The organism is Ensifer sp. ENS09 (assembly GCF_014852425.1).
Lineage (GTDB): Bacteria > Pseudomonadota > Alphaproteobacteria > Rhizobiales > Rhizobiaceae > Ensifer.
Genome location: NZ_JACVBP010000008.1, coordinates 1 through 23,361, shown reverse-complemented (window position 1 = coordinate 23,361; position 23,361 = coordinate 1). Strand labels below are relative to the sequence as shown.

Genomic DNA, 23,361 nt, shown 5'->3' with positions numbered 1-23,361 from the left:
CTTACGCCGCCCCCGTGTTTGCGCCGATCAGGTGCACGGCCGCCGGGTCGTAGGCAAGCCGCGCCTTGCGGGTCTGCTCGACCGTGCCGACGAGATGGCGGCGGTTGGCCGGGATCTCGGCAACCACCTTGCGGCCCTCGGCGGTGCGGCCGAAAAGCTCGAAGGTGGACCCAACGAAGACGATCTGGTCGAGATCGACGTCGATCGTCGGGAAGGGGGCGTTGTCCTCGGCGAGGAAAAACTGTTCCGGCCGGATCAGCGCCGTCGCCTCTGTCGAGATTTTCCGCTCGCAGGGCCGGTGGCGGATCGCCATGCCGTCAGCCGTCATCAGCCGGTCGCCGTCGAGCCTGCCTTCGAACAGATTGCTGGCGCCGATGAAGGTGGCGACGAAAGTGTTGACCGGATGGTCGTAGATGGCGCGCGGTGTATCGAGCTGCTGGATGCGCCCGCCTGACAGCACCGCGACGCGATCCGACATCGTCAACGCTTCCTGCTGGTCGTGGGTGACGAAAATGAAGGAGATGCCGAGCTCGTTCTGCAACGTCTTGAGCTCGATCTGCATGGCCTGGCGCAGGTTCTTGTCGAGCGCCGACAGCGGTTCGTCGAGCAGAAGCAGCTTCGGCCGGGCGATGATCGCGCGGGCGAGCGCCACGCGCTGTTGCTGCCCGCCGGAGAGCTGGCGCGGCTTGCGTGCTTCCATGCCTTCGAGCCCGACCATCTTCAGGGCGGAGGCGACCTTCTCCCGGCGCTGCGGCTTGGCAATGCCTGCGACTTCCAGCGAATAGGCGACGTTCTCGCCGACCGTCATATGCGGAAACAGCGCGTAGTTCTGGAAGACGGTGTTGACCGGGCGACGGTAGGGCGGCCGGTCCGTCATGTCTTCGCCGTCGATCAGGATGGAGCCGCCGTCGAGTTCGACGAAGCCGCTGATCGCCTGCAGCAGAGTGGTCTTGCCGCAACCGGATGGGCCGAGCAAGGTTAGGAACTCGTTGCGGCGGACATCGAGATCTATACGGTCGAGAGCGGTCACGGTGCCGCCTTCCGGAGTGGTAAAGGCCTTGCTCGCCTCCACCAGCCGGACGATGGAATTCTGCATACTTCTGTTCCCCGAAATGTTATGCAAATAACGCTTGTGCGTTTTAGATATATGGATACCATTTGCCTATCGGAGTCAACGGCCACGAGAAGCCGTGATCCGGAAGCGGCCGGTCAAGGTCGTGTCAGGCCGTCCGGCCAGAAACCATCAGAGGAGAATTTCAATGACGACGACAAACGGGACGACCCGCGGAGGCAGGAGAGCTTTCGCGACCCGTGCACGCACAGTGGCACTTTCCCTGGCGACGCTGACAGCCCTTTTCGGCACGTCGCAGGCGGCCGAGCTCAACATCTACAACTGGGGCGAATACATCAATCCGGCCGTGCTGAAGAAGTTCGAGGAGGAGACTAAGATCAAGGTCAACCTCTCGACCTATTCCTCCAACGAGGAAATGCTGGCGAAGATCCAGGGCGGCGCCACGGGCTATGACATCGTCTTTCCGTCGGTGCACATGCAGGACATCATGGCCAAGCTCGACCTGCTGGAAAAGACCGACATCAACACTTACGAGGGCTTCAAGAACATCGACCCCACGTTCCTTCGTGCCAAGAGCGACCCGAAGGGCGAATATTGCCTGCCCTATGCCTTCGGCACGGTCGGCATCCTCTATAACCGCACACTGCTCGGCAAGGACGTAACCGGCTGGCGCGACCTGATCGAGACGGTGAAGGCCAAAGGCCTGAAGTTCACGCTGCTCGACGACATGCGCGAGGTGCTGTCGGTCGGCCTGATCCTCAACGGCCACAAGGTCAACTCCACCGATCCGGCGGAACTGCAGCAGGCAGCCGATACGATCATCGCCATGAAGCCCGAAGTCGCCGCCTTCACCTATGACACCCGTCCAATGGTGGCGGCCGGCGACGTGGCGGCCGGCCACTTCTTCGTCGGCTCGATGGTCGACGTCTTCGGCAATCCGAAGGATCTCGGCTACGTGATCCCGGAGGAAGGCGCGACGATGTATCAGGAGGATATCTGCGTCCTGAAGACCGCGCCGAACAAGGAGAACGCCGTCAAGTTCATGCAGTTCTACACGCGCCCCGAAGTGGCTGCACTCAACATCGAGCAGCAGACGAACGGCACCGCCAACGTCCCGGCGCGGCAATTGACCCCCGAGCAGATCAAGAATAGCAAGGAAATCAATCCGCCGCCGGAAACCATGCAGAAGCTGCAGATCTTCGAAGATCTCGGCCCCGGCGTGCGCCAGCTCGATCGGGTCTGGACGAAGGTGAAGACGGCGCAATAAAGAGGCGATGCGACGGAGCGGGGTGTGCGGCGAAGCCTTGCCGGCATCCCGCTTTGATCATGCAAGGGGAGGGGACGTGGCACAGCGAATCCTGAAGCTGGTGCGCAGCGACGAGCTCAGACGCTCGAAATCGGACAAGCTCATCGCCAATTACATCGAGCGAAATCTCGCCGACATTCCCTTCGAGACGGCGCGCTCGATCGCGACCCGGCTCGAGGTCTCACCGATGACGGTCGGGCGCTATCTCCGGCGCATGGGCTTCGACGGTCTCGACGAGCTGAAGCTGGAACTTCGGCGCGACGGCTCCAACAATCCGGCCTGGCAGGTGAAGGGATCGGTCGGCCGTCTGCGCGACGACAACCGCGAAGGCAAGCTGCTTGCCGGCCTGATCCAGCAGCAGATCGACAATCTCGGCATGATCTATGAGCTGACGACCGCGCCGGAATGGCAGCAGGCGATCGATGCGTTGATCGCTGCCAGCGAGGTCTATGTCGCGGCGTACCAAAACGTGCGCGGCATCGCGCAGTATTTCGCCAGCCAGCTTTCCTATACCCGGCCGCGGGTACAGTTCGTCGATGGACTCAACGGCACCTATGCCGAACTGCTCGACGGTTCCGTCGAGGGGCGCGTGCTGTTCCTGCACGACGTGCGCCGGTTTGCCGCCAAGGCACGGCCGCTTGCCGAGGAAGCCCGGCGCGCCGGCGTCAAGGTCATCCTCTTCACCGACGAGTTCTGCCCCTGGGCGCCCGAGGTCTCCGACATCTGTCTCGTCGTGCCCGGTTCGCACGGCCCGCTCTGGGATGGGGCGGCAACGACGGTTGCAGTCATGGACCTGCTCTTGAGCAACATCATCGTCGTCCTCGGCGACGAGGTCGGCGAGCGTGTCGCCCAGCTGACCCGATTGCAGAACGTCTTCGGCGACTTCGAGGATTGACGCCGCAGCCTCCGCTCAGGGCGTCGGCGCCTGCGGGATGTAGTCGAGCCCGATATCGATCGAGGCCGGGCGACCGTCGAGGAAGAGTTCGCCGATGCGCGGCGCTGTCCGTGCGATGACCTTGCCGGCCCTGATAACGGCGAGCCGGTTCGGCTTCAGCCTAAGGGCCTCGCTGACATCGGCCGCCTGCAACAGGACGAGGTCGGCCTTACAGCCGACATCCAGCCCATAGCCTTCGAGACCCATGGTCCTTGCCGAGTTCACGGTGATCGCATCGAAGATCTTCCGCTTGTCCTCGATGCCGCCCATCTGCGTCACATGGATGGCCATGTGAGCCACTTCCAGCATGTCGCCCGATCCCATCGAGTACCAGGGATCCATGACGCAGTCGTGCCCGAAGGAGACGTTGAGGCCGGCCGCCATCAACTCCTTCACCCGCGTCATGCCGCGGCGCTTGGGATAGGTGTCGTGGCGTCCCTGCAGCATGATGTTGATCAGCGGATTGGGGATCACGTTGATCTTGGCCTCCGCCATCAGCGGAATGAGTTTGGAGACGTAGTAGTTGTCCATGGAATGCATCGAGGTCAGATGCGAGCCGGCGACGCGGCCTTGAAGACCGAAGCGGACCGTCTCAGCCGCCAGCGTCTCGATGTGGCGCGACATCGGATCGTCGGTCTCGTCGCAATGCATGTCGACCGGCAGGCCGCGGTCGGCGGCGATCCGGCAAAGCGCTTCCACCGAGCGGGCGCCATCCTCCATCGTCCGCTCGAAATGCGGAATGCCGCCGACGATGCCGATGCCCATGTCGAGCGCGCGGTTCAGTGACGCCACTCCTTCAGGCGCGCGAAAATAGCCGTCCTGCGGGAAGGCGACGAGCTGCAGGTCGATATAGGGTGCGACCGTCTCCTTCACCTCCAGTAGTGCCTCGGCCGTCACCAGCCGCGGGTCGGACGTGTCGACGTGGCTGCGGATGGCAAGCAGACCCTGGCTGACGGCGAGGTCGCAGTAGCGCAGCGCCCGCTCGATCAGCGCCTCCTTGGTCAACATCGGGCGCAGCTCACCCCAGAGCGCGATGCCTTCCAGTAGCGTGCCGGAGACGTTCATGCGCGGCAGTCCGAGCGACAGCGTCGCGTCCATGTGGAAATGCGGGTCGCAGAAAGGCGGGCTGAGCAGGCGGCCGGTGGCGTCGATTTCTTCGCGCGCTGTCGCGGCAAGAGCCATGTCGATCGCTGCGATCTTGCCGCCCTTGACGCCGACATCGACGCCAAGCCGTCCGTCCGGAAGATTGGCATTGCGGATGATCAGGTCGAACATGCTGGTTTCTCCGGTGGCGGTAACGGCGCGGGCCTTGAGCGAGGTTAGGAGCCGAAGCTCTTTCGATAAGCCGCCGGCGACGTGCCGAATCGACGAACGAAGGAACGACGGAAGGCGATATCGTCATGGAACCCGATATCGGTCGCAATCTTTTTGAGCGGGATGCTGGTGTCTTCGGCCAGCCTGCGCCCGGCCTCAAGCCGCATGCTCTCAACATAGTCAGCCGGCGTCATGCCCACCTCCTGCTTGAATTGCCTGGAGAAGTTTCGCTCGCTCATGCCGGTGCGCCTGGCGATCGCCCCGACACCGAGATCGGCAGAGAGGTTGTCGGCAATGTAGTCCTGCGCCGCGCGAATAGGGGTCTTCTGCGCAAGCTGGCCGGCAAGGAGCGTGCTGAACTGGGTCTGGCCGCCGGGTCGCTTGAGGAAGACAACAAGTTCACGCGCGACTTTCAAGGCGATGTGCAGGCCGAGATCCTTTTCGACGATGGCAAGTGCGAGGTCGATGCCGGCTGTCACGCCCGCCGAGGTCCAGACATTGCCGTCCTTGGTAAAGATGCGGTTAGGCTCGAGCTTCACCTCCGGAAAGCGCTTGCCGAATTCCGCCGCTTGCGACCAATGCGTCGTCGCCCGCCTGCCGTTCAACAGGCCTGCTTCGCCGAGCACGAAGGCGCCGGAGCATACCGATCCGAAGCGACTGGCACGGGCGGATGCGTCTTTCACCCAAGTCAGAAGCGATATCGGAAGCGGTCGTTCGTGAATGAGCGGGTCCCCGGCAACCAGCAGGGTATCGATGTCGGCAATGCCGTCATCCATCGCACGGTCGGGAAGGAGGGTCAGCCCGGAAGACCCACGCACCGGGGCGGTGGAGGCGCTGACGACCTCTACCGAATAATGGTCGGTGCCACTCTGACGGTTGGCCTCCGCGAACACGTCCGAAGGGCCGATAACGTCGAGGAGCTGGACGCCCTGCATTGCGACGATCGCGACTTTGTGAACGGCCATCAGCGAACCTCGAACAATCTGCCGGTGAGGATGATGCTGATTGTCCGATAGAAGACAACCGCAATCGCGCCAGCCAGAAACAGAAAGAACAGTCCAGCCAGCCCTGTGAGGACGGTGCTCTCGGCAGACGCAGCATACCGGAAGAAGGCGATCGAGAGCGCAGCAAGCGGAAAGCTGATCGCCCACCAGGCGACGCTGAAGGGGACATGGGAGCGGAATACCATCGGCGACAGGACGAGCATAAGAAACAGCGCGAAGTAGAACAGGACCGTGGCGAAGAGATCGACCGAACCCGTGACATTGCTATAGGCGAGGAAGCCGACGGCAAAGGGGGCGACCAGAACCATGAGAGACGGCCGAGCCAGCGCCGGAAGCGGATCTTCATGGCGCAAGCGCGAGAAGATCAGCGCAATGAAGACTGCGGCGATGACGCTGCCGACCGAGAAGGCAAGCATGTTGACCTCATGTGCCCAGGCGAACGGCATGGCGTGGCCGGTAACGGCGATATCCAGAGTGGCGACACCGGGGATGAGCAGCGGCGGCAGCGTTGTATCGCGCGACTGTTGCCGGCCGAGGAAGCCCCTGGCGACGACATAAGCGAGGGCGAAGGTCAGCGCCGACGCAGCCGTCCAGACGACTTCTGACAGCAGCGGGCTATAGCGGTTCAGAAAAGCTGACTGCAGAAGCAAGCCGATTGCGACCGTTGCGAAGAAGTTGCTTTGAACCGGATGGGCGAATTCGGCGGCGACCGAGGCCGGATGGCGGTGCCACTTGAAAGCGTAGCCGAGCGCAAGGCTTAGAAAGATCGACGTCCCGAGCCAGCCGACATATTCGCCGGGAAGGGCCGGCAGACCGATCGTCCTGGTGGCTTCGCGCCAGGCGAGGCTCAGGCCGGTTATGCCCATTACCGAGGCGAACAGGTTGATCGGAAGCTGCGAGATCGACCTGCGGGTCAACGGCGTGCTGTTCGAGAGGTCCATGGATTGAACGGTCATTGGATTATTCCTGTCCGAAAGAGTGCTGACAGGATTAAAACACGCCACGCCGTTGTCTTGAATGATCCAGATAGTACGATTCCGGACTCGCTGCGTATGTTTCCGGCCAAGGACCGATCAGTCGCGCCGTCATATGGATTGCGGACGGCGAAGCCGGTCACACGGCTCCGTAGCTGCGCCAGAGAACGTAAAGGCTGACGGAAAAGATGATCGCACGGAAAATCTTGGTCAACGTATCGCGCTGGGTCGAAAGCTGCGTCGAAACGATCGTGCCGATTACGCCACCCGCGATGCCACCCAGGATGAAGTAGCCGGCGATGCGCCAGTCCACCAATCCAGAGGCGGCATAGTTGATCGCGGTCGTCAGGCCGAAGGTGCCGACAGCAAGCAGCGACGTGCCCACAGCGTTGATGAGCGGCATGCCGGTCGCAAGCAGCAGTCCGGGAACGATGAGGAAACCGCCGCCGATGCCGAAGAAGCCGGAACAGGTGCCGGTCAGAAGCGCCGTCAGGCCGGTCTTGCCGTGTGTGCCGAGAGAAAGCGACTGCGGTGTTGCCGCCGTGTCGCATTTGACTTTCCGCATGGCGAAGCTGACGAACATCATCACCAGGCCGAAGAGAAACAGCAATCGCTGGCCGTCGATCAGCTTGCCGAGGCTGGAGCCGAAAAACGCCCCGAGCGAACCGGCGACCGTGAAGATCAGCGCGCAGCGCCACCAGAGATGGCCGCGAAGTGCGTGGCTGATGAGGTTGAGATAGGCGTTGGCGGATACCGCAAGCGCGCCGGTTCCGAGCGCCGTGTGCACGTCGCGGATGCCGACCACATAGATCAGGAGCGGTGTCGCCAGGATCGAGCCGCCGCCGCCGATCAGGCCGAGCGTGAAACCGGTGAGAGAACCGGAGCCGATCGCAAGCAACATCTGCTGGAAGGGATCCACCACGATGCCGCTACCCCCAGACCGAGCCGGGGAGCGCGTCGAGCGGGATCTTCAGATAGCGCCGACCGTTGTCTTCCGGCGCCGGCAGCTCGCCGCCGCGCACGTTCACCTGCAGCGCGTGCAGGATGAGCTTCGGCATCGGCAGGGTGCGGTCGCGTGCCTCGCGCAGGCCGACGAAATCGGCCTCGGTCTTGCCGGCCACATGCGGGTTCGTGGATTTCTGCTCGGCGACCGTGCTTTCCCAGCGCGCCTCCCGGCCGCCGGGGCAATAGTCGTGACCGGTGAAGAGCCGGGTTTCATCGGGCAGCGCCAGAATGGCCTGGATCGATCGCCAAAGATCGGCAGCGCTTCCACCCGGAAAATCGGCGCGGGCCGAGCCGCTGTCTGGCATGAACAGCGTGTCATGGATGAAGGCGGCATCGCCGATCACGTAAGAGATCGAGGCGAGCGTATGTCCCGGCGAATGCATCACGTGGGCCTTGAGTTCGCCGATCTGGAACATGTCGCCGTCGGCAAACACCCGGTCCCATTGCGAGCCGTCGCAGGCGAAGTCCGGCCAGTTGTAGATCGCCTTCCAGATCCGCTGCACGCCCTTCACATGTTCGCCGATACCAGTCGGCGCGCCGGTCTTCGCCTTGAGGTAGCGCGCGGCCGAGAAATGGTCGGCGTGCGGGTGGGTGTCGAGGATCCATTCGACGGAGAGGTTCTTGGCGGCGATATGGTCGAGGATCGCGTCGGCGTTGCGCGTGGCGGTCGAGCCCGATTTTTCGTCGAAGTCCAGCACCGGATCGATGATTGCGCATTTGCCGGTCGCCGGGTCGGCGACGACATATTGGATGCTGCCGGTGCGGGGATCGTAAAAGCCGGTCACATCGGGCTTATGCATAGGCGAGGGCCTCTTCAGCCGCGGCGCAGGGGAAGAAGATCGCGCGGGCGGGGTCAAAATCGTAATCGGCTTCGAAGCTCGGCGCGTCGGCGGCCAGCTGCATGACGCAATCGAGGATGTATTTCACCTTGTCTTCCGAAAGCAGCACGCTGAAGTTCAGCCGCGTGAAGCCTGGCTTCTCGATTTCCTCGCCGGCAAGGATCGCCTGGCGGATCTGTTCGGAGTGCGCGGCATCGATCGACAGCAGCCGGTGCACGTAAGGTCCGGCGCAGGCGCAGCCGCCGCGCGCCTGAATGCCGAAGCGGTCGCTCAGCATGCGGGTGACGAGCTGCTGGTGGACGTAGCCGCCCTTGCCGTTCTTGATGCGGAACGAGAAGATCGGCAGACGGTCCGGTTCCTGCAGGCCGAGCAGCTCCAGTTGCGGAATGGTCTTCCAGGCGGCAAACGCCTGCTCCGCCAGTTCGCGGTTGCGCCGCTCCATGTTCTCAAGGCCGATGGCGTGCTTGACGATAAAGGCGAGCGCCGCCCGGATGTCGCCGACGACATTCGGCGTTCCGGCCTCTTCGCGGGCTTCGATGTTGGCGCTGTAGTCGTGCGTATCCGGCGAAACGAATTTCACCGTGCCGCCGCCCGGCCAGGTCGGCTTGTCCGTCGTGACGCTGTCGCGGCGAACGATGAGGATGCCGGAAGCGCCCGGCCCACCGATGAACTTGTGCGGCGAAACGACGATGGCGTCGATTTCGGCACCGGACGCAGGGCACATGGCGATCGGAACATAGGGGCCGGCGCCGGCATAGTCCCAGATCATCTTCGCGCCGGCGGCCTTGACCATGCGGGTGATCGCGGCCACGTCGCTGGTGATGCCGGTGATGTTCGAGCCGGCCGAAAGCGTACAGACCGTCAGCTCGGGCGAACCGGCATTTAGCGCTTCGCGAAGCTCCGTGAGGTCGGGTCCACCCGCCGGGCATTCGGCGATCTCGACGATCTCAGCGCCGCTTTCGCGCCAGGGCAGGATGTTGGAGTGGTGCTCGTAGGGGCCGATGATGACGCGGACGGTCTTGCCGGCGGCAACCGCGTCGGTAACGCCGACGAGCTTGACCAGCCGGTTGATGCCGGAGGTCGCACCGGAGCCGGTGAAGATCACGGCGTGGTCGGCCGTGGCGCCACAGAACTCACCGATCAGCGCCCGTGCTTCCCGCCGCATCCTGGTCATGAAGCCCCCGCAATAGGAGGCTTCCGTGTGGCTGTTGGCGTAGTAGGGCAGGACCTCTTCAAGCACGAAATCCTCGATCACGCGCAATGCGCGCCCGGAGGCGACATAGTCGGCATAAACGAGCGCCTTCGTGCCGTAGGGGCCGGCGATCCGCGCTTTCGCCCCGACCAGATCGTCGCGAAGATCGGAGATAAGACCCGGCCGGTTGAGGGATTGGCGGAACCGGGCGAGCGGCGAGAGCGCCTCGCAGGGTTGATGGACGGCGGGCACGATCATCGCGCTTACTCCTCGGAGCGGACATTGACAGCAATTGTAATCCCGTCCAGGGTCGAAAACTTCACCTATCTTCTGCGGTTTCATCGAGGAATTGTGTCAAATGATCGAATCTTCGTTCAAAATCGATGCGTTCGATCTGAACATTCTTACCGCATTGCAAAAAGATTCGTCGCTGTCGCAGCGGGATCTGGCCGAGAAGGTCGGCCTGTCGCAAAACGCCTGCTGGCGCCGCCTGCAGCGCCTGCAGGCGATCGGCGTGATCCGGGGCTCGCACGCGGACATCGATCTTAACATTTTGGGGCTGGATCTGACCGTGTTCGTGATGATCCGAACGCGCCATCACTCCAAGGAATGGAGCGACGGTTTCCGCCAGCATGTCGAGCGACTGCCGGAGGTGATCGATTTCTATCGCATCGGCGGGGATTGGGATTATCTGATCAAGGTGGTGACCCGCGGCATGCGCGGCTATGACACCTTCTACCAGAAGCTCATCACCAATTTCGACCTCGCCACGGTCACCGGCTTTTTCTCGATGGAGGCGATCATCAACAGTCGCCCGGTGGATTTGAGCCGGTTGAAGTGAGGCGCCGGATCCCGGCGCCTCATCCTGTGCTTACATCACGCCGAAGCGCTCGAACGCCTCGACGGTGCTCATGCCGGCCTCGATTGCGAGCCGCACCTTGTTTTCCGTCTCGGCTTTTTCCAGCGCCAATGTGATCGCTTCGCGCTCCGCCTCCTTCGGGATAACGAGCACGCCGTCGCGGTCGCCGAACAGGATGTCGCCCGGCCGGATGCGGATGCCGCCGATCTCGATCGGGATATGGTAGTCGACGACCTTGCCGCGCGGTCCCTGGTCCTGGGCATAGGAGCCGTAGCAGAAGGTGGGGAAATCGAGCGCGAGAATGCCGGCGCTGTCGCGGCAATAGCCGTCGCAGATTGCGCCGGCCGCCTTCAGTTTCATGGCCCGCGTCGACATCAGTTCGCCCCAGACGGCGTATCGCGGCGACGAGCCGGAGCAGACATAGATCTCGTTTTCCTTCAGGCTGTCGAGCGCATGGAACATCAGGCCAAAGGGCTTGGCGCTGAATTCCGAATGACCGCCGGCCTCCGCCGTCGCGAAGAAATCCGCTTCAAGCACGGGCATCGCGCGGCCCACGGCGACCATGTCGTCGCGCAGCGCCTTGATCTGTGGCGGCAGGAACTGGTGCTGCAAGCCCATCGTGTCGAGAATGTCGCCGACCACGGCCGTGAACAACCGGCTGCGCATGGCGGCAAAGAGTTCTGTATCGTCTTCAAAATGTTTCATGTCTTCCCTCACGCCTTATGCGCCATGGCGGTCGCGATGCCCTGCATGACGCCTCTGATTTCTGCGAGACCCTTCAAGCGCCCGATCAGCGAATAGCCGGGGTTGATGCGCTCCTTGCCGATGTCGTCGGCAAGCAGATGCCCGTGGTCGGGCCGAAGCGGAATCTGCCAGTCGGTGCGCCCCTCGCGGACGCGGCGCTCCTGCTCCTCCATCAGCGCGAGGATCACCGCGGGCATGTCGCTCGATCCGCCAAGATGGTCGGCCTCGTAGAACGAGCCGTCCTCTTCGCGCTGGACGTTGCGCAGATGGGCGAAATGGATGCGCGGACCGAACTCGCGCACCATGGCCGGCAGGTCGTTATCGGCGCGCGTGCCGTAGGAGCCGGTGCAGAAGGTGATGCCGTTGGCCGGACTGTCGACGGCTGAGAGAATGCGCCTGACGTCGGCCGGCGTGGAGACGATGCGCGGTAGGCCATAGAGGGAAAAGGCGGGATCGTCGGGATGAATGCAGAGCCGGATACCGACTTCTTCGGCGACCGGCACGATCTCCTTGAGGAAGCGCGCCAGGTTGTCATGCAGCGCGTCGGCGGTGACGCCGTCATATTCCGCAAGGGCTGCGAGGAAGCTTGCCCGGTTGAACTGGCGCTCGGTTGCCGGAAGGCCGGCGATCAGATTGCGTTCGATCCGGTCGATTTTCGCCTGGTCCATCTGATCGAAGCGCTGGCGGGCGACGAAGATCTGCCGCTCGGAATAGCTGTCCTCGACGCGCGGACGCTTCAGCACGAAGAGATCGTAGGCGGCAAAGTCGACGGCGTCGAAGCGCAGTGCGTAGCCGCCGTTCGGCAAGGGTTGCACCAGCTCCGTGCGCGTCCAGTCGACCACAGGCATGAAATTGTAGCAGACGATGTCGATGCCCGCCCGTGCCAGGGCGCGAAGCGTGTCCTTGTACCAGCCGATGTAGCGGGCACTGTCCGATGTCGCGAGCTTGATCGAGTTGTGCACCGGAATGCTCTCGACGACACTCCAGCGCATGCCGGCCGCCTCGATCAGCGCCTTCTGCTTCTGGATCGCCTCATCGGACCAGGGCGAGCCGTCGTAGATATGGTGCAGCGCCGAGACGATCCCCGTGGCACCTGCCTGCCGGATGTGGCTGAGCGGCACCGGATCGTTTGGCCCATACCAGCGAAAGCACTCTTCCATCATTCTCATGCAGAACTCCTACCCGCTTCCGTGGTTATTGTTGGACCACGCTCGGCAATAATGTCCCATTGGTCCAACAATTCAAGCCTGAAATCGGCGAATTTGCGCGAAAATCAGTGATTCAGATGAGAGTATCAAATTTTCTCTTGACGGAAACTGTGATCTGGACCAACAAATAAAACATCGCAGGGAGGAGAGCCGGTGAGCAGTTCGGTACGGGAAGATGCACTGTCGGGCGTGGAGGCCGTCGAGCCGGGGAAGACCTCGGCCGTCGATCGCCTTGTCGAGCAGATCCGCGACATGATCTCCGAGCGTGGCCTTGGTGTCGGCGACGCGTTGCCGACCGAGCGTGATCTTGGTGAGCAGTTCCAGGCGGGCCGCAACACCGTGCGCGAGGCGCTGCAGGTTCTGCGCGCCTATGGCATGGTCGAGACCCGCCCGAAGGTGGGTGCCGTCATCAGCGGCGGCCACGGCGAGGCGATCCGTCGCCTCTTTGCCTTCCACAACGGTATCTCGCCGGACTCGTTTCATGACCTGCAGGGCTTCCGTCGTATCATCGAGACCGGTGTCGGCGAACACATCATCCTGACGGCCAGCGACGCCGATTTCGACCGGCTGGATGCGATCAATGCCCGCATTCTGGAGGCCGAGAGCGTCGAGGCGGCCGCACAGTGCGACTATGAGTTCCACTCGGCGATCGTCGAACTCTCGGGCAACCGCACGACGCTTGCCGCCTATCACATGCTGCGTTCTGTGATCGAGGAGGTCATGCGTCTCGGCAAGGCCGAGCGCCCGGTGCATGCGGCGACCTTCGAGGCGCATGCCGAGATCATCCGGGCGCTGCGGGCGCGCGATCGCATCGCCTATGTCTACCTGATGAGCCGCCATCTGGAGTTCGGCATCCGCTTCGTCGATGCCGCGCCGGGCAGCCCACAGCCACGATAAGCATTTTGGAGATTGGGTCCGGACCGCGCTTCATGCGGTGCGGGCAGCCATTTGCCGGATTTTCGCCCGTTGGTCCGGCGGCACGAACAGGGCACTTGGGAGGAGAACCAATATGAGCAACATGAAACGTCTGGCGCTTGCCGCACTTCTTGCCACCGTCAGCTTCGCGCCGGGTGCGGCCTTTGCCGGCGGCAAGGCGATCGCCGGCATCGTCTTCCAGCAGGACCAGTATTTCCGCGGCATCCAGATCGGCATGGAAAAGGCGGCGGAAGCCGCCGGTGACGAGCTTCTGGCCGGCAACAGCGACAGCAAGCTGGAGAAGGAAGCGCAGCTGATCGACACCTACATCGCCCGCGGCGTGAACTCGATCGTCGTCGCTCCGCTTTCCGCCGATGCCTCGGTGCCGGCGCTGAAGAAGGCACGTGACGCCGGCATCACCGTCGTCACCTACGGAACCTCGGCCAATGGCGACGTCGCCCAGGCAACGGTGACAAGCTCGGACCGCGATATCGGCATCGGCACCGGCAAGGCCGCAACCGATTTCCTGAAGACGCTCGGCAACGGCGGCAAGGTCAAGATCGGCACGCTCGCCTTCAAGGCACTGCTGCCCGAACAGTCGAACGCCCGCGTCGACGGGTTCCTGAGCGTCGTCAACGATCAGGTCGACATCGTCGCCCAACAGGATGCCTGGCTCGCCGAAAAGGCGCTCGCCGTCGCCAGTGACATGCTGACGGCCAATCCCGATATCCAGGTGATCTATGCGGCCAACGAAGGCGGCACGATCGGTGCGGTCCAGGCGGTGAAGAAGGCCGGTCTTGAAGGCAAGGTCTTCGTGTTCGGCACCGACGGTTCCGAGCAGCTCGCCAACATGCTGCTCAATTCCGACAACGTGCTGCAGGCAACGACGGCGCAGCAGCCGCTCGAGGTCGGCAAGCAGGCGATCGAAGCGGCGCAGAACCTGCTCGACGGCAAGAAAATCGAGACCAAGGTCAACGTGCCGGTGCTGCCTCTGACCCGCGCCGATACGCAGGCCGTCGCCGCCTACAAGGAAGGCCTGAAGGCGCTGAAGTGATTGGGTTTTGACGTGAGCCGAGCGGCGGGTCATCGCGCCCGCCAATCCCTTGTCTTGCACAGCAGGAAATCCGCATGAGCTATCCGCAACCGAGTTCAGCCGCGTTGCAAGGGGTGCAGGGACGGCTGGACTTTCGGGCCGTAACCAAGCGTTACGGCCCGACTGTCGCCCTCTCTGAATTCACCCACAGCTTCGCACCCGGCCAGGTGCATGCCCTGATGGGCAAGAACGGCTCGGGCAAATCGACGCTCGTCAAGCTGCTCGCCGGCGTCACCGAGCCAACATCGGGCACGATCAGCGTCAATGGCGAGGATCGCCATTTCACCTCGCCGCACGACGCCTTTGCCGCCGGCATCGTCACCGTGCACCAGGAGCTTTCGCTGGTGCCGGAGCTTTCCGTCGGCGAGAACATCTTTCTCGGCCGGCTGCCGCATCGCCGCCGCGCCGGCTTCAGTGTCGTCGACTGGACGGGCCTGCACCGCCGCGCCGGCGAGTTGCTCGCCGACATGGGGCTCGCAATCGACTCCCGCCAGCCGGTTTCGGCGCTCAGCGTCGGCCAGCAGCAGGTGGTGGAGATCGTCAAGGCGATGTCCTTTAACCCGTCGATCCTGCTCTTGGACGAGCCGACTTCGGCGCTGGCGTCGCGCGAGGTCAAGCAGCTCTTCACCCTGATCGAGCGGCTGCGCGCCCGCGGCGTGACGATGATCTACATCACCCACCGCATGAGCGAGCTTTTCGAGATCGCCGACACCTGCACGGTGATCCGCGACGGCCACTATATCGGCGCGGTCGAGATGAAGGCGACGACGCCGTCGGCGATCGTCGGCATGATGTTCGGCGATGCCGCCCGTGCGACGCGGCCGCCACGGCGCACACTCGATCGCACAAGGCCGGTGCTCGAAGTGCGCGACCTCAGCCGCTCCGGGCATTTTCAGAATGTCTCCTTCGATCTCTATCCCGGCGAAATCCTCGGCATTGCTGGCCTGCTCGGCGCCGGGCGCACGGAACTGATGCGGGCGATCTTCGGCGCCGACCGGATCGATGGCGGTAGGGTCACATTCGACGGTCGTGACATGACCGGCGCGAGCCCCCGCGACATGCGCAAGGCGGGGCTCGGCTACACGCCGGAAAATCGCAAGGAGGTCGGCCTGGTGCAGTCGCTTTCGACCGCCGACAATCTCTGCATGGCGAGCCTCGGCCCGATCTCCAACAAGGGCTTCATCTCGCGCCGGCGCGAACAGCCGCATGTGCGCCGCCAGATCGCCGATCTGCACATCAAGTGCGGCGATCCGGAACTGCCGGTGTCGTCGCTGTCGGGCGGAAACCAGCAGAAGGTGGTGATCGGCAAGTGGCTGAACCGGCAGCCGTCGGTGATGTTCTTCGACGAGCCGAGCCGCGGCGTCGACGTTCAGGCCAAGCGCCAGATCTTCGACATCATCTGGCAAAAGGCCGCCGACGGCCTCGCCAGCATCTTCGTTTCGACGGAGCTTGAGGAGGTGCTTGAGGTCGCCGACCGCATCCTCGTCATGCACCACGGCGCCGTTGTCGCCGAAGTGGATCCGACGAAAACCGACCTGACCGAACTTTACGGCCTGTGCATGGAAGGGGCCAAGCAATGACACTCGTAAGCCAGACCACGGAAGGCGGCGGGCAGAACACCCCGCTCAAATTCCTGAAAACCTACCCGATGGAGATCATCCTCGCCGCCTTGGTGATTTTCCTGATCTTCGTCGCACCGGGCTTTGCCTCCACCAGCAACGTCTTGAACGTGCTACGCACGGTCTCGATGCTCGGTATCATCGCCTTCGGCATGACGGCTGTGATCATCAGCGGCGAGATCGACCTTTCGGTCGGTGCGGGTGCTGCCCTTGCCGGCTGCATCGTCGCCTGGTTTGCCGATCGCTTCACCGATGTCTTCGGCGACTGGGGCGCGGTCACGGTAGGTTTTGCCGCGGCGTTGCTGCTCGGCTTCTCGCTCGGCTATCTCACCGGCCGCTTTCGGCAGTGGTTCAACGTGCCGACCTTCATCACCACGCTGGCGCTTTTCGCAGCGCTTCGCGGTGTCGCCAATCTGATCACCGGCGGCTTCCCGATGTCGTCTTTCCCGCTCGGCTTCGATTTCCTCGGCGGCGGTTACCTCTTCGGCATCCCGTTCCCGGTCTATATCTTCGCGCTGACCTTTGCGGCCATGCACTTCCTGATGAAGTACACGAGCTTCGGCCGCGAGGTTTACGCGGTCGGCGGCAACATGGAAGCGGCCCGCCTTTCCGGCATCGACATCTGGAAGGTGAAGGCGCTGACGCTGGGCCTGACGGGCGCTCTCACCGCCGTCTCCGGCACGCTGATCGCCTCGCAGATCGGGGCCGGCACCGGGACGACGGCGACCGGCATGGAGCTCGACGTGATTGCGGCCGTGATCATCGGTGGCACCTCGCTCTTCGGCGGCAAGGGCCGCATCTGGGGCACGCTGATCGGGGTGCTGTTCCTTGGCTGCATCTCCAACGGCATGACGCTGATGAATGTCAGCGAATACTGGCAATACGTCGTGCGCGGCGGGATCATCCTCGGCGCCGTGCTCCTGAACCAGGTTCTGGAACGGGTGCGCTGAGACCGGTGCGGGGTGTCCGCATCCCGCGCCCTCTATGAGTAACGATCACGCTTATGGTCCCGTGCCGACGCCGGCCCGGATCATCGCGATCCATCGCGGAGACAATCATGACTGAATTCAAGGGAAAAGTGGCACTGGTCACCGGCACGTCGGGCATCGGGCTTGCCTCGGCAATCCGGCTCGCCTCGTCAGGCGCGACCGTGCTTGCCTGCGGCAACGACGTCGCCACCAACGAGATCTTCGACCGCATCGCGAAAGAGCGTGACCTGCCGATGTCGACCCGGCTGACCGACGTCTCGTTCGAGGCGGAAGTGGAAGCGGCCGTGCGCGAGGCGGCGCTGCGCCATGGCGGCCTCGACATCATCGTCAATGCTGCGGCCGTCCATCCCTATGGCACGGTGCTCGATACCAGCGCCGAGACCTTTGCCCGCTGCCTCGCGGTCAACGTCGGCTCGATCTACCTCACCGGCCGCTTCGGCATTCCGGAAATGATGAAGCGCGGCGGCGGCGCGATCGTCAACATCTCCTCGGTGCAAGGCCATGCCTGCCAGCAGAATGTCGCGGCCTATGTCGCCTCCAAGGGCGCGATCCACGCGCTGACCCGCGCCATGGCGCTCGATCACGCGGCAGCAAAGGTCCGGGTCAATTCGGTGAGCCCCGGCTCGGTGCGCACGCCGCTGTTGGCGCTCGCTGCCCGCACCTATGGCGGCGAGGGCGTCAGCGAGGCGGAAGCCTTTGCCCGCTTCGGCGCTGCGCACCCGATCGGCCGCATCGGCGAACCGGAGGAGGTGGCCGAACTGGTCGCCTATCTCGCCTCGGATCGCGCCGCCTTCGTCACCGGCTCGGACTTCCGCATCGACGGCGGCCTCACGGCCGGCATCGGCGTCAAATAATCGGATAGGAAAAGACAAGATGAAAATCGGCCTTGGGCTCTACCGGGAGCAACTCACCCCGGATAACTTTCAGTTTGCCGTGCAGGCGGGGGCGACCCATGTCGTCGCGCATCTCACCAACTATTTCGCCGGCAAGGATCCGAAGATCGACAGCGGCGATCAGGGCGGCTGGGGCGATTGTTCCGGTGACCGGCTCTGGACTTACGAAGAGCTTTCGGCGCTGGTGAAGGACGTCAGGGCCGGCGGGCTGGAGGTTGCGGCGATCGAGAACTTCTCGCCGCGCTTCTGGCATGACGTACTGCTCGACGGGCCTGAGCGCGCTCAGCAGATCGAGGGGCTGAAGCAGCTCATTCGCGACGCCGGCCGCGCCGGGATTCCCTGCATCGGCTACAATTTCTCGCTCGCCGGTGTCTATGGCTGGACCCGTGGTCCTTATGCTCGCGGTGGCGCCGAATCCGTCGGCTTCGGCGTCGAAAACAGCATCGCGCCAAGCCCGGATGCACCGATCCCCGACGGCATGATCTGGAACATGCGCTATCGTCGCGGCGTCGCCGGCGCTGCCTCCGTTTCCGTCAGCTCGGCGGAGCTCTGGGAGCGCCTCGGCCACTTCCTGAAGGAGGTCGTGCCGGTCGCCGAAGAGGCGGGTGTCGTGCTTGGCGCTCACCCTGATGATCCGCCGGCCGAGGAACTGCGCGGCACCGCGCGGCTCGTCAACCGGCCGGAGAAGTACGATCGGCTGATGTCGATCGTCGACTCGCCCTCGAACGGGCTAGAACTCTGCCTCGGCTCGCTCCAGGAAATGCCGGGCGGCGACATCTACGAGCATGTCCGCCGCTTCGCCCGCTCCGGCCGCATCGGCTACATCCACTTCCGCAACGTGCGCGGAAAGATGCCGCGTTATGTCGAGACCTTCGTCGACGAGGGCGATATCGACATGGCGGAGATCATCCGCATCCTGCGCGACGAGAACTATCAGGGCGTGATGATCCCCGACCATACGCCGGCCATGACCTGTGGCGCCTCCTGGCACGCTGGCAAAGCTTTCGCGCTCGGCTACATGAAGGCGCTGGTGCAGAATGCCGAGGCGCTCGGCCCGTCGCGGTCGATCCCGACAAGCATCGCAGCGGAATAGGAGGTGGCGATGGCCCGTGAGCTTATCTGCGTCGCGCCTGTCGGTGACCGCTGCGGAGAGGGTGCCGTCTGGTCGGCGGACGAGGCGGCGCTCTACTGGACCGACATCAACCGGTTTCTGATCCATCGCTATGACGAGGCAACGCGAGCGGTCCGGACGTGGCTGTTCGACGAGCCAGTGGTGGCGATCTCGCTGACCCGTGAAGACGGACGGCTGCTGGTCGCCCTCGGTTCGAAGCTCATCTGGTGGTGGCCCGAAACCGACCGGCAGGAGGATCACGGCTTCGTCCTGCCCGGTTCGCCACGGGTTCGGCTGAATGACGGCCGCGCCGATCCAGTCGGAAATTTCTGGGTCGGCTCGATGAAGAACAATGTCCTTCCCGATGGCCAGCTTGGAGACGTCGCGCCGGGCGAGGGTATCCTCTACCGGATCGCGCCCGATGGTGCCGTCACCGAATGGCGGCGAGGCCTCGGCATTTCCAACACGCTGTGCTGGAGCCCGGATCGAACCACTTTCTATTTCGGCGATACGCTGGCCAACGAGATCTATGCCTTCGATTATGATGCAAGGGCTGGAGCGATCTCCGGCGAACGATACTTCTTCACCGGTTTCGGCCGCGGCGCGCCCGACGGTTCGGCGATCGACAGCAATGGGTTCCTCTGGAACTGCCGTTATGGCGGTGGCTGCATCGCGCGCATAGCGCCCGATGGGAGCCTTGCCGAGGCGATCGACATGCCGGTCACCAACATCACCACTTGCACCTTCGGCGGCGCAGACTTGAAGACGCTCTACATCACCACGGCCGGGGGAGGGCCAGCCGAGCGCCTTGCTGGCAGCCTCTATGCCATGCGTGTCGAAGTCCCGGGCATGCCGGAAAATCGGTTTGGGGTGGCAAGCCGGTGAGCGCGGAGACGACACGGCGCGCCCTTGCCTGGGCGCATGGCTGCCTCACGGTGCAGTCGCTCGGCGGCATGCTCGGCCCGGTGCTGTTCCTGCTGCCGGATGGACGCCAGGTCAGCCCCTTGCATGTGGCGCCATGGGGCAACAACCCCGAGCGGGAGACGCTGCCGGAAATCCTGAGGGAGTTGCGTGGTGAGTGGCCGTGTGTGCCTTTCGGCAGCGACACGGACCGCACGCTTCCCGCAGGCTGGCCCGTAGACGGTGAGAGTTTTGCGGGCGCCGACGTGCCGCATGGCCAAAGCTCCAACGTCCATTGGGACTGGGGCGCCTGCGACGACCGTCAGATCACCATGGAATGCCAATATCCGGAGACCCATCCGATCCGCCTGCTGCGGCGGCGGATCGTGCCGGATCCCAATGCGGCGGCTGTCGACCTCACCTTGGAAATCGAGGCTCGGCGTCCGTGCCGCCTGCCGATCGGCCTGCATCCGACGTTCCGGCTCTCGACCCGCCCCGGTTCGGTAGCCATCGAACCCGGTGCTTATGACCAAGTCTGGAGCTTTCCCGGCGATGTCGAACCGGGCGCGGCTCTGTTTTCGCCCAACCGGCAGTGGTCGTCGCTCGGTAAGGTCGATACGCGTGGCGATGCGAGCATCGACGCATCGCAGGTGCCGCTTGTCGAAGAGACCGAGGACCTGCTGCAGCTCTCCGGTATCGATGGCAGCTTGGTGCTCCACTATCGCGACGAGGGTTTTCGCGCGCGGCTTGCCTGGCAGAAGGAACATTTTCCGAGCCTTCTGCTCTGGTTCAGCAACCGCGGACGCAAGGCCTATCCCTGGAACGGGCGACATGTGGCGCTTGGTGTCGAGCCGATAGCTTCCGCCTTCGATCTCGGACCGGCGGTCTCCACAGGCGACAATCCCATCGCGGCATCCGGCGTTGCAACGGCGATTGCCTTCGAACCCGATCAGACTTTCACCACCCGCTATCGGCTGTCCGTCGAGGCCGCTCCGATCGGCTGAACGGCGTTCGCCCGGACCTATACAACTGAAAGGCCAAGAGAATGAAATTGCTGCGTCTCATCGTCGGCGGCTCCGCCGTGCCCTGCATCCTCGATGGCGAGGGCAAGGCGCGGGACGTGTCTTCGCTCGTCCAGGACTTCACGGCGGAAACTTTGCCTGGTGTCTTGGCAGTGCTCTCCGGCGCCGATTTCGCGGCGCTCCCTTTGATGCCGGTGGTCGATGCGGACATCCTGCCGCCTGTCGCAAGGCCCGGTACGATCTGGTGCGTCGGCCTCAACTACTCCGACCATGCGGAAGAGGCGGGACTGCCAGTGCCGTCCGAACCGATCCTCTTCAACAAGGCGGCCGGCACCTATTGCGGTCCGAACGCGCCGCTTCTCCACTCCGAAAACATGTCGAAGCTCGACTGGGAGGTCGAGCTCGGCATCGTTATCGGCAAGCGCGCACTCGGTATTTCTCGTGACGCTGCCATGGACCATGTCTTCGGCTATACGGTCGTCAACGATGTCTCCGAACGGGCCTGGCAGATGGAGCGCGGCGGGCAATGGGTGAAGGGCAAGAGCTTCCCGAACTTCTGCCCGACGGGCCCCTGGCTCGTGACGAAGGACGAGGTGCCGGACCCGCAGGCGCTGTCCATGTGGCTCGACGTCAACGGCGAGCGCATGCAGGCCGGCACGACCGCCCGCATGATCTTCGATGTCGCGACCATCGTCTCCTACATGAGCGAGTTCTGCGTGCTGGAGCCCGGCGATCTCATCTGCACTGGCACCCCGCCGGGCGTCGGCATGGGCAAAAAACCGCCGCGCTACCTGAAGCCCGGTGATGTGGTGGAACTTGGTATCGATGGCCTCGGCCGCCAGCGGCAGGTCGTTCAATCCCTCTAGACATGCGGAAGGATTTCACCATGAAGGAAAAGTCGGGACGATTGGCCGGGCGCATTGCCGTGGTCACGGCCGCCGGCCAGGGCATCGGCCGCGCCGTCGCCGAACGGCTGATGGCCGACGGTGCCGAGGTCCACGCCAGCGACATCAATGCCGAGCTGCTCGCCACCCTCGACGGTGCTGCGACGACGCGGCTCGATGCGACGGATCACGGGGCCGTCAGCGCCTATTTCGAAGGCTTCGATCGGGTCGATATCCTCGTGCATGCGGTCGGCTACGTGCATCAGGGCACGGTCGAGGAATGCTCGCCCGCCGATTGGCGCCGCTCGGTGAACATCACGCTTGATAGCGCCTATAACGTCATTGCCGGCGCGATCCCGAAAATGAAGGCCAATAGCGGCAGCATCATCACCATCGGTTCGGTCGCTTCTTCGATCAAGGGTTTCCCGCGGCGTGCCGCCTATGGTGCTGCCAAGGGTGGTGTTATCGGTCTGACCAAGGCAGTGGCCGCCGACTATGTATCCCAGGGCATCCGCTGCAACTCGGTCTGCCCCGGAACGGTGGCTTCGCCTTCCCTGGAGGAGCGCATCGGCGAACTCGGTGAAAAGCTTGGAAGCCGGGATGAGGCCTATCGATCCTTCATCGGTCGGCAACCGGCCGGGCGTTTCGGCACGGTCGAGGAGGTCGCCGCCATCTGCGCCTTCCTCGCCTCGGACGAGGCGGCCTTCATTACTGGCCAGGCCATCAACATCGACGGCGGCATCACGATCTGAGACCTCGTCTTCCCAAGGCCGGAAATGCAAAACACCTCCGGATGCGCTCCGGAGGTGTTTGTTTCTCAAGTTCCCGCTGGCGTCGGTGGGACGCCCGCATCTGATCGGTCGTCGTTTAAGCCGACAGCGCCTTGAACTCGGCGAGGATGGCGTCGCCCATTTCGGTCGTTCCGACCTGCCTGGCGCCTTCGGCCATGATGTCGCCGGTGCGGATGCCCTGGTCGAGCACGTTGGCGATCGCCTTCTCCAGATTGTCGGCTTCCTTCACGAGGTTGAAGGAGTAGCGCAGGCACATGGCAAAGGACGCGATCATCGCGATCGGGTTGGCAATGCCCTTGCCGGCAATGTCCGGCGCCGAACCATGCACCGGCTCGTAGAGCGCCTTGCGCTTGCCGGTGACGCCATCCGGCGCGCCGAGCGAGGCCGACGGCAGCATGCCGAGCGAACCGGTGAGCATGGCGGCCACGTCCGACAGCATGTCGCCGAACAGGTTGTCGGTGACGATGACGTCGAACTGCTTGGGCTGGCGCACCAGCTGCATGCCGCCGGCGTCCGCCAGCATGTGCTCGAGCTGGACGTCGGAGTACTTCGCCTTGTGCGTCTCTGTCACCACCTGGTTCCAAAGCACGCCCGACTTCATGACGTTGCGCTTTTCCATCGAGCAGACGCGGTTTTGCCGCGTGCGGGCGAGCTCGAAGGCAACGCCGGCGATGCGCTCGATCTCGTAGGTGT

Annotated in this window: 23 protein-coding genes; 13 read left to right on the top strand and 10 right to left on the bottom strand. The window is 63.7% G+C overall.

The window, feature by feature from the left end; genetic code table 11:
- Position 1: 1 nt before the first annotated feature.
- Positions 2–1,096 carry an ABC transporter ATP-binding protein gene (locus tag IB267_RS30440; protein ID WP_192451133.1) on the bottom strand — a complete coding sequence of 365 codons (1,095 nt, stop codon included), beginning with the start codon at positions 1,094–1,096 and terminating at the stop codon, positions 2–4.
- A gap of 163 nt (positions 1,097–1,259) precedes the next feature.
- Here IB267_RS30440 and IB267_RS30435 point away from each other — a divergent pair, with 163 nt between their 5' ends.
- Complete coding sequence (locus IB267_RS30435) at positions 1,260–2,339, top strand: spermidine/putrescine ABC transporter substrate-binding protein (RefSeq protein ID WP_246764803.1); 1,080 nt, start codon at positions 1,260–1,262, stop codon at positions 2,337–2,339.
- A 76-nt stretch (positions 2,340–2,415) separates the two neighbouring features.
- The gene (locus tag IB267_RS30430; RefSeq protein WP_043614025.1) at positions 2,416–3,273 is read left to right on the top strand and encodes a MurR/RpiR family transcriptional regulator; all 858 of its coding nucleotides are present in this window, start codon (positions 2,416–2,418) and stop codon (positions 3,271–3,273) included.
- A gap of 15 nt (positions 3,274–3,288) precedes the next feature.
- On the opposite strand, the gene IB267_RS30425 is transcribed toward IB267_RS30430, so the two are convergent.
- The 6 genes from IB267_RS30425 to IB267_RS30400 form a co-directional block, all read right to left on the bottom strand.
- Positions 3,289–4,587, bottom strand: coding sequence for an amidohydrolase family protein (locus IB267_RS30425; RefSeq protein ID WP_192451132.1), 1,299 nt, complete (start codon positions 4,585–4,587; stop codon positions 3,289–3,291).
- Between the two features lie 44 nt (positions 4,588–4,631).
- The gene (locus IB267_RS30420) at positions 4,632–5,591 is read right to left on the bottom strand and encodes a GlxA family transcriptional regulator (protein ID WP_034787850.1); all 960 of its coding nucleotides are present in this window, start codon (positions 5,589–5,591) and stop codon (positions 4,632–4,634) included.
- Complete coding sequence (locus IB267_RS30415) at positions 5,591–6,586, bottom strand: SLAC1 anion channel family protein (protein WP_192451131.1); 996 nt, start codon at positions 6,584–6,586, stop codon at positions 5,591–5,593. The genes IB267_RS30420 and IB267_RS30415 overlap by 1 nt, the downstream gene beginning before the upstream one ends.
- Positions 6,587–6,743: 157 nt before the next feature.
- Positions 6,744–7,505, bottom strand: a complete 762-nt coding sequence (locus IB267_RS30410; protein WP_192451309.1) for a sulfite exporter TauE/SafE family protein — start codon at positions 7,503–7,505, stop codon at positions 6,744–6,746.
- Between the two features lie 28 nt (positions 7,506–7,533).
- Positions 7,534–8,409, bottom strand: coding sequence for an MBL fold metallo-hydrolase (locus IB267_RS30405; protein ID WP_192451130.1), 876 nt, complete (start codon positions 8,407–8,409; stop codon positions 7,534–7,536).
- On the bottom strand, positions 8,402–9,898 hold the full coding sequence (locus tag IB267_RS30400; RefSeq protein ID WP_210336048.1) for an aminotransferase class V-fold PLP-dependent enzyme: 1,497 nt from the start codon (positions 9,896–9,898) through the stop codon (positions 8,402–8,404). The genes IB267_RS30405 and IB267_RS30400 overlap by 8 nt, the downstream gene beginning before the upstream one ends.
- A gap of 100 nt (positions 9,899–9,998) precedes the next feature.
- Between IB267_RS30400 and IB267_RS30395 the strand changes: the two genes are divergently transcribed.
- Positions 9,999–10,481 (top strand): Lrp/AsnC family transcriptional regulator, encoded by a 483-nt coding sequence (locus IB267_RS30395; RefSeq protein WP_192451129.1) that lies wholly within the window; start codon positions 9,999–10,001, stop codon positions 10,479–10,481.
- 30 nt (positions 10,482–10,511) lie between these two features.
- Here IB267_RS30395 and IB267_RS30390 read toward each other — a convergent pair whose 3' ends face one another.
- Both IB267_RS30390 and uxuA read right to left on the bottom strand, forming a co-directional pair.
- Positions 10,512–11,204, bottom strand: a complete 693-nt coding sequence (locus IB267_RS30390) for an RraA family protein (protein ID WP_192451128.1) — start codon at positions 11,202–11,204, stop codon at positions 10,512–10,514.
- 8 nt (positions 11,205–11,212) lie between these two features.
- A complete protein-coding gene (uxuA, locus tag IB267_RS30385; protein ID WP_192451307.1) occupies positions 11,213–12,403 on the bottom strand; it encodes a mannonate dehydratase in 1,191 nt (396 codons plus the stop codon).
- A 201-nt stretch (positions 12,404–12,604) separates the two neighbouring features.
- On the opposite strand from uxuA, the gene IB267_RS30380 reads away from it, so the two are divergent.
- The 10 genes from IB267_RS30380 to IB267_RS30335 all read left to right on the top strand — a co-directional run bounded on the left by IB267_RS30380 (position 12,605) and on the right by IB267_RS30335 (position 22,629).
- Positions 12,605–13,348 (top strand): FadR/GntR family transcriptional regulator, encoded by a 744-nt coding sequence (locus IB267_RS30380; protein ID WP_192451127.1) that lies wholly within the window; start codon positions 12,605–12,607, stop codon positions 13,346–13,348.
- A gap of 112 nt (positions 13,349–13,460) precedes the next feature.
- Entirely contained in the window at positions 13,461–14,420 is a 960-nt protein-coding gene (locus tag IB267_RS30375) for a substrate-binding domain-containing protein (RefSeq protein WP_052201675.1), read from the top strand.
- Positions 14,421–14,494: 74 nt separating this feature from the next.
- The gene (locus IB267_RS30370) at positions 14,495–16,039 is read left to right on the top strand and encodes a sugar ABC transporter ATP-binding protein (RefSeq protein ID WP_192451126.1); all 1,545 of its coding nucleotides are present in this window, start codon (positions 14,495–14,497) and stop codon (positions 16,037–16,039) included.
- Positions 16,036–17,028, top strand: coding sequence for an ABC transporter permease (locus tag IB267_RS30365; RefSeq protein WP_052201674.1), 993 nt, complete (start codon positions 16,036–16,038; stop codon positions 17,026–17,028). Before IB267_RS30370 ends, IB267_RS30365 begins: the two co-directional genes overlap by 4 nt.
- A 107-nt stretch (positions 17,029–17,135) precedes the next feature.
- Positions 17,136–17,921, top strand: coding sequence for an SDR family NAD(P)-dependent oxidoreductase (locus IB267_RS30360; protein ID WP_192451125.1), 786 nt, complete (start codon positions 17,136–17,138; stop codon positions 17,919–17,921).
- Between the two features lie 19 nt (positions 17,922–17,940).
- Entirely contained in the window at positions 17,941–19,053 is a 1,113-nt protein-coding gene (locus IB267_RS30355; RefSeq protein WP_192451124.1) for a mannonate dehydratase, read from the top strand.
- A 9-nt stretch (positions 19,054–19,062) separates the two neighbouring features.
- Positions 19,063–19,956, top strand: coding sequence for an SMP-30/gluconolactonase/LRE family protein (locus IB267_RS30350; protein ID WP_192451123.1), 894 nt, complete (start codon positions 19,063–19,065; stop codon positions 19,954–19,956).
- Positions 19,953–20,975, top strand: a complete 1,023-nt coding sequence (locus IB267_RS30345; protein ID WP_192451122.1) for a hypothetical protein — start codon at positions 19,953–19,955, stop codon at positions 20,973–20,975. The genes IB267_RS30350 and IB267_RS30345 overlap by 4 nt, the downstream gene beginning before the upstream one ends.
- Before the next feature lie 41 nt (positions 20,976–21,016).
- On the top strand, positions 21,017–21,859 hold the full coding sequence (locus tag IB267_RS30340; protein WP_192451121.1) for a fumarylacetoacetate hydrolase family protein: 843 nt from the start codon (positions 21,017–21,019) through the stop codon (positions 21,857–21,859).
- Positions 21,860–21,879: 20 nt separating this feature from the next.
- On the top strand, positions 21,880–22,629 hold the full coding sequence (locus IB267_RS30335; RefSeq protein ID WP_192451120.1) for an SDR family oxidoreductase: 750 nt from the start codon (positions 21,880–21,882) through the stop codon (positions 22,627–22,629).
- Positions 22,630–22,744: 115 nt separating this feature from the next.
- On the opposite strand, the gene IB267_RS30330 is transcribed toward IB267_RS30335, so the two are convergent.
- Positions 22,745–23,361 (bottom strand): isocitrate/isopropylmalate family dehydrogenase (locus tag IB267_RS30330; RefSeq protein WP_246810897.1); only part of this gene is annotated, 617 nt, incomplete at its 5' end.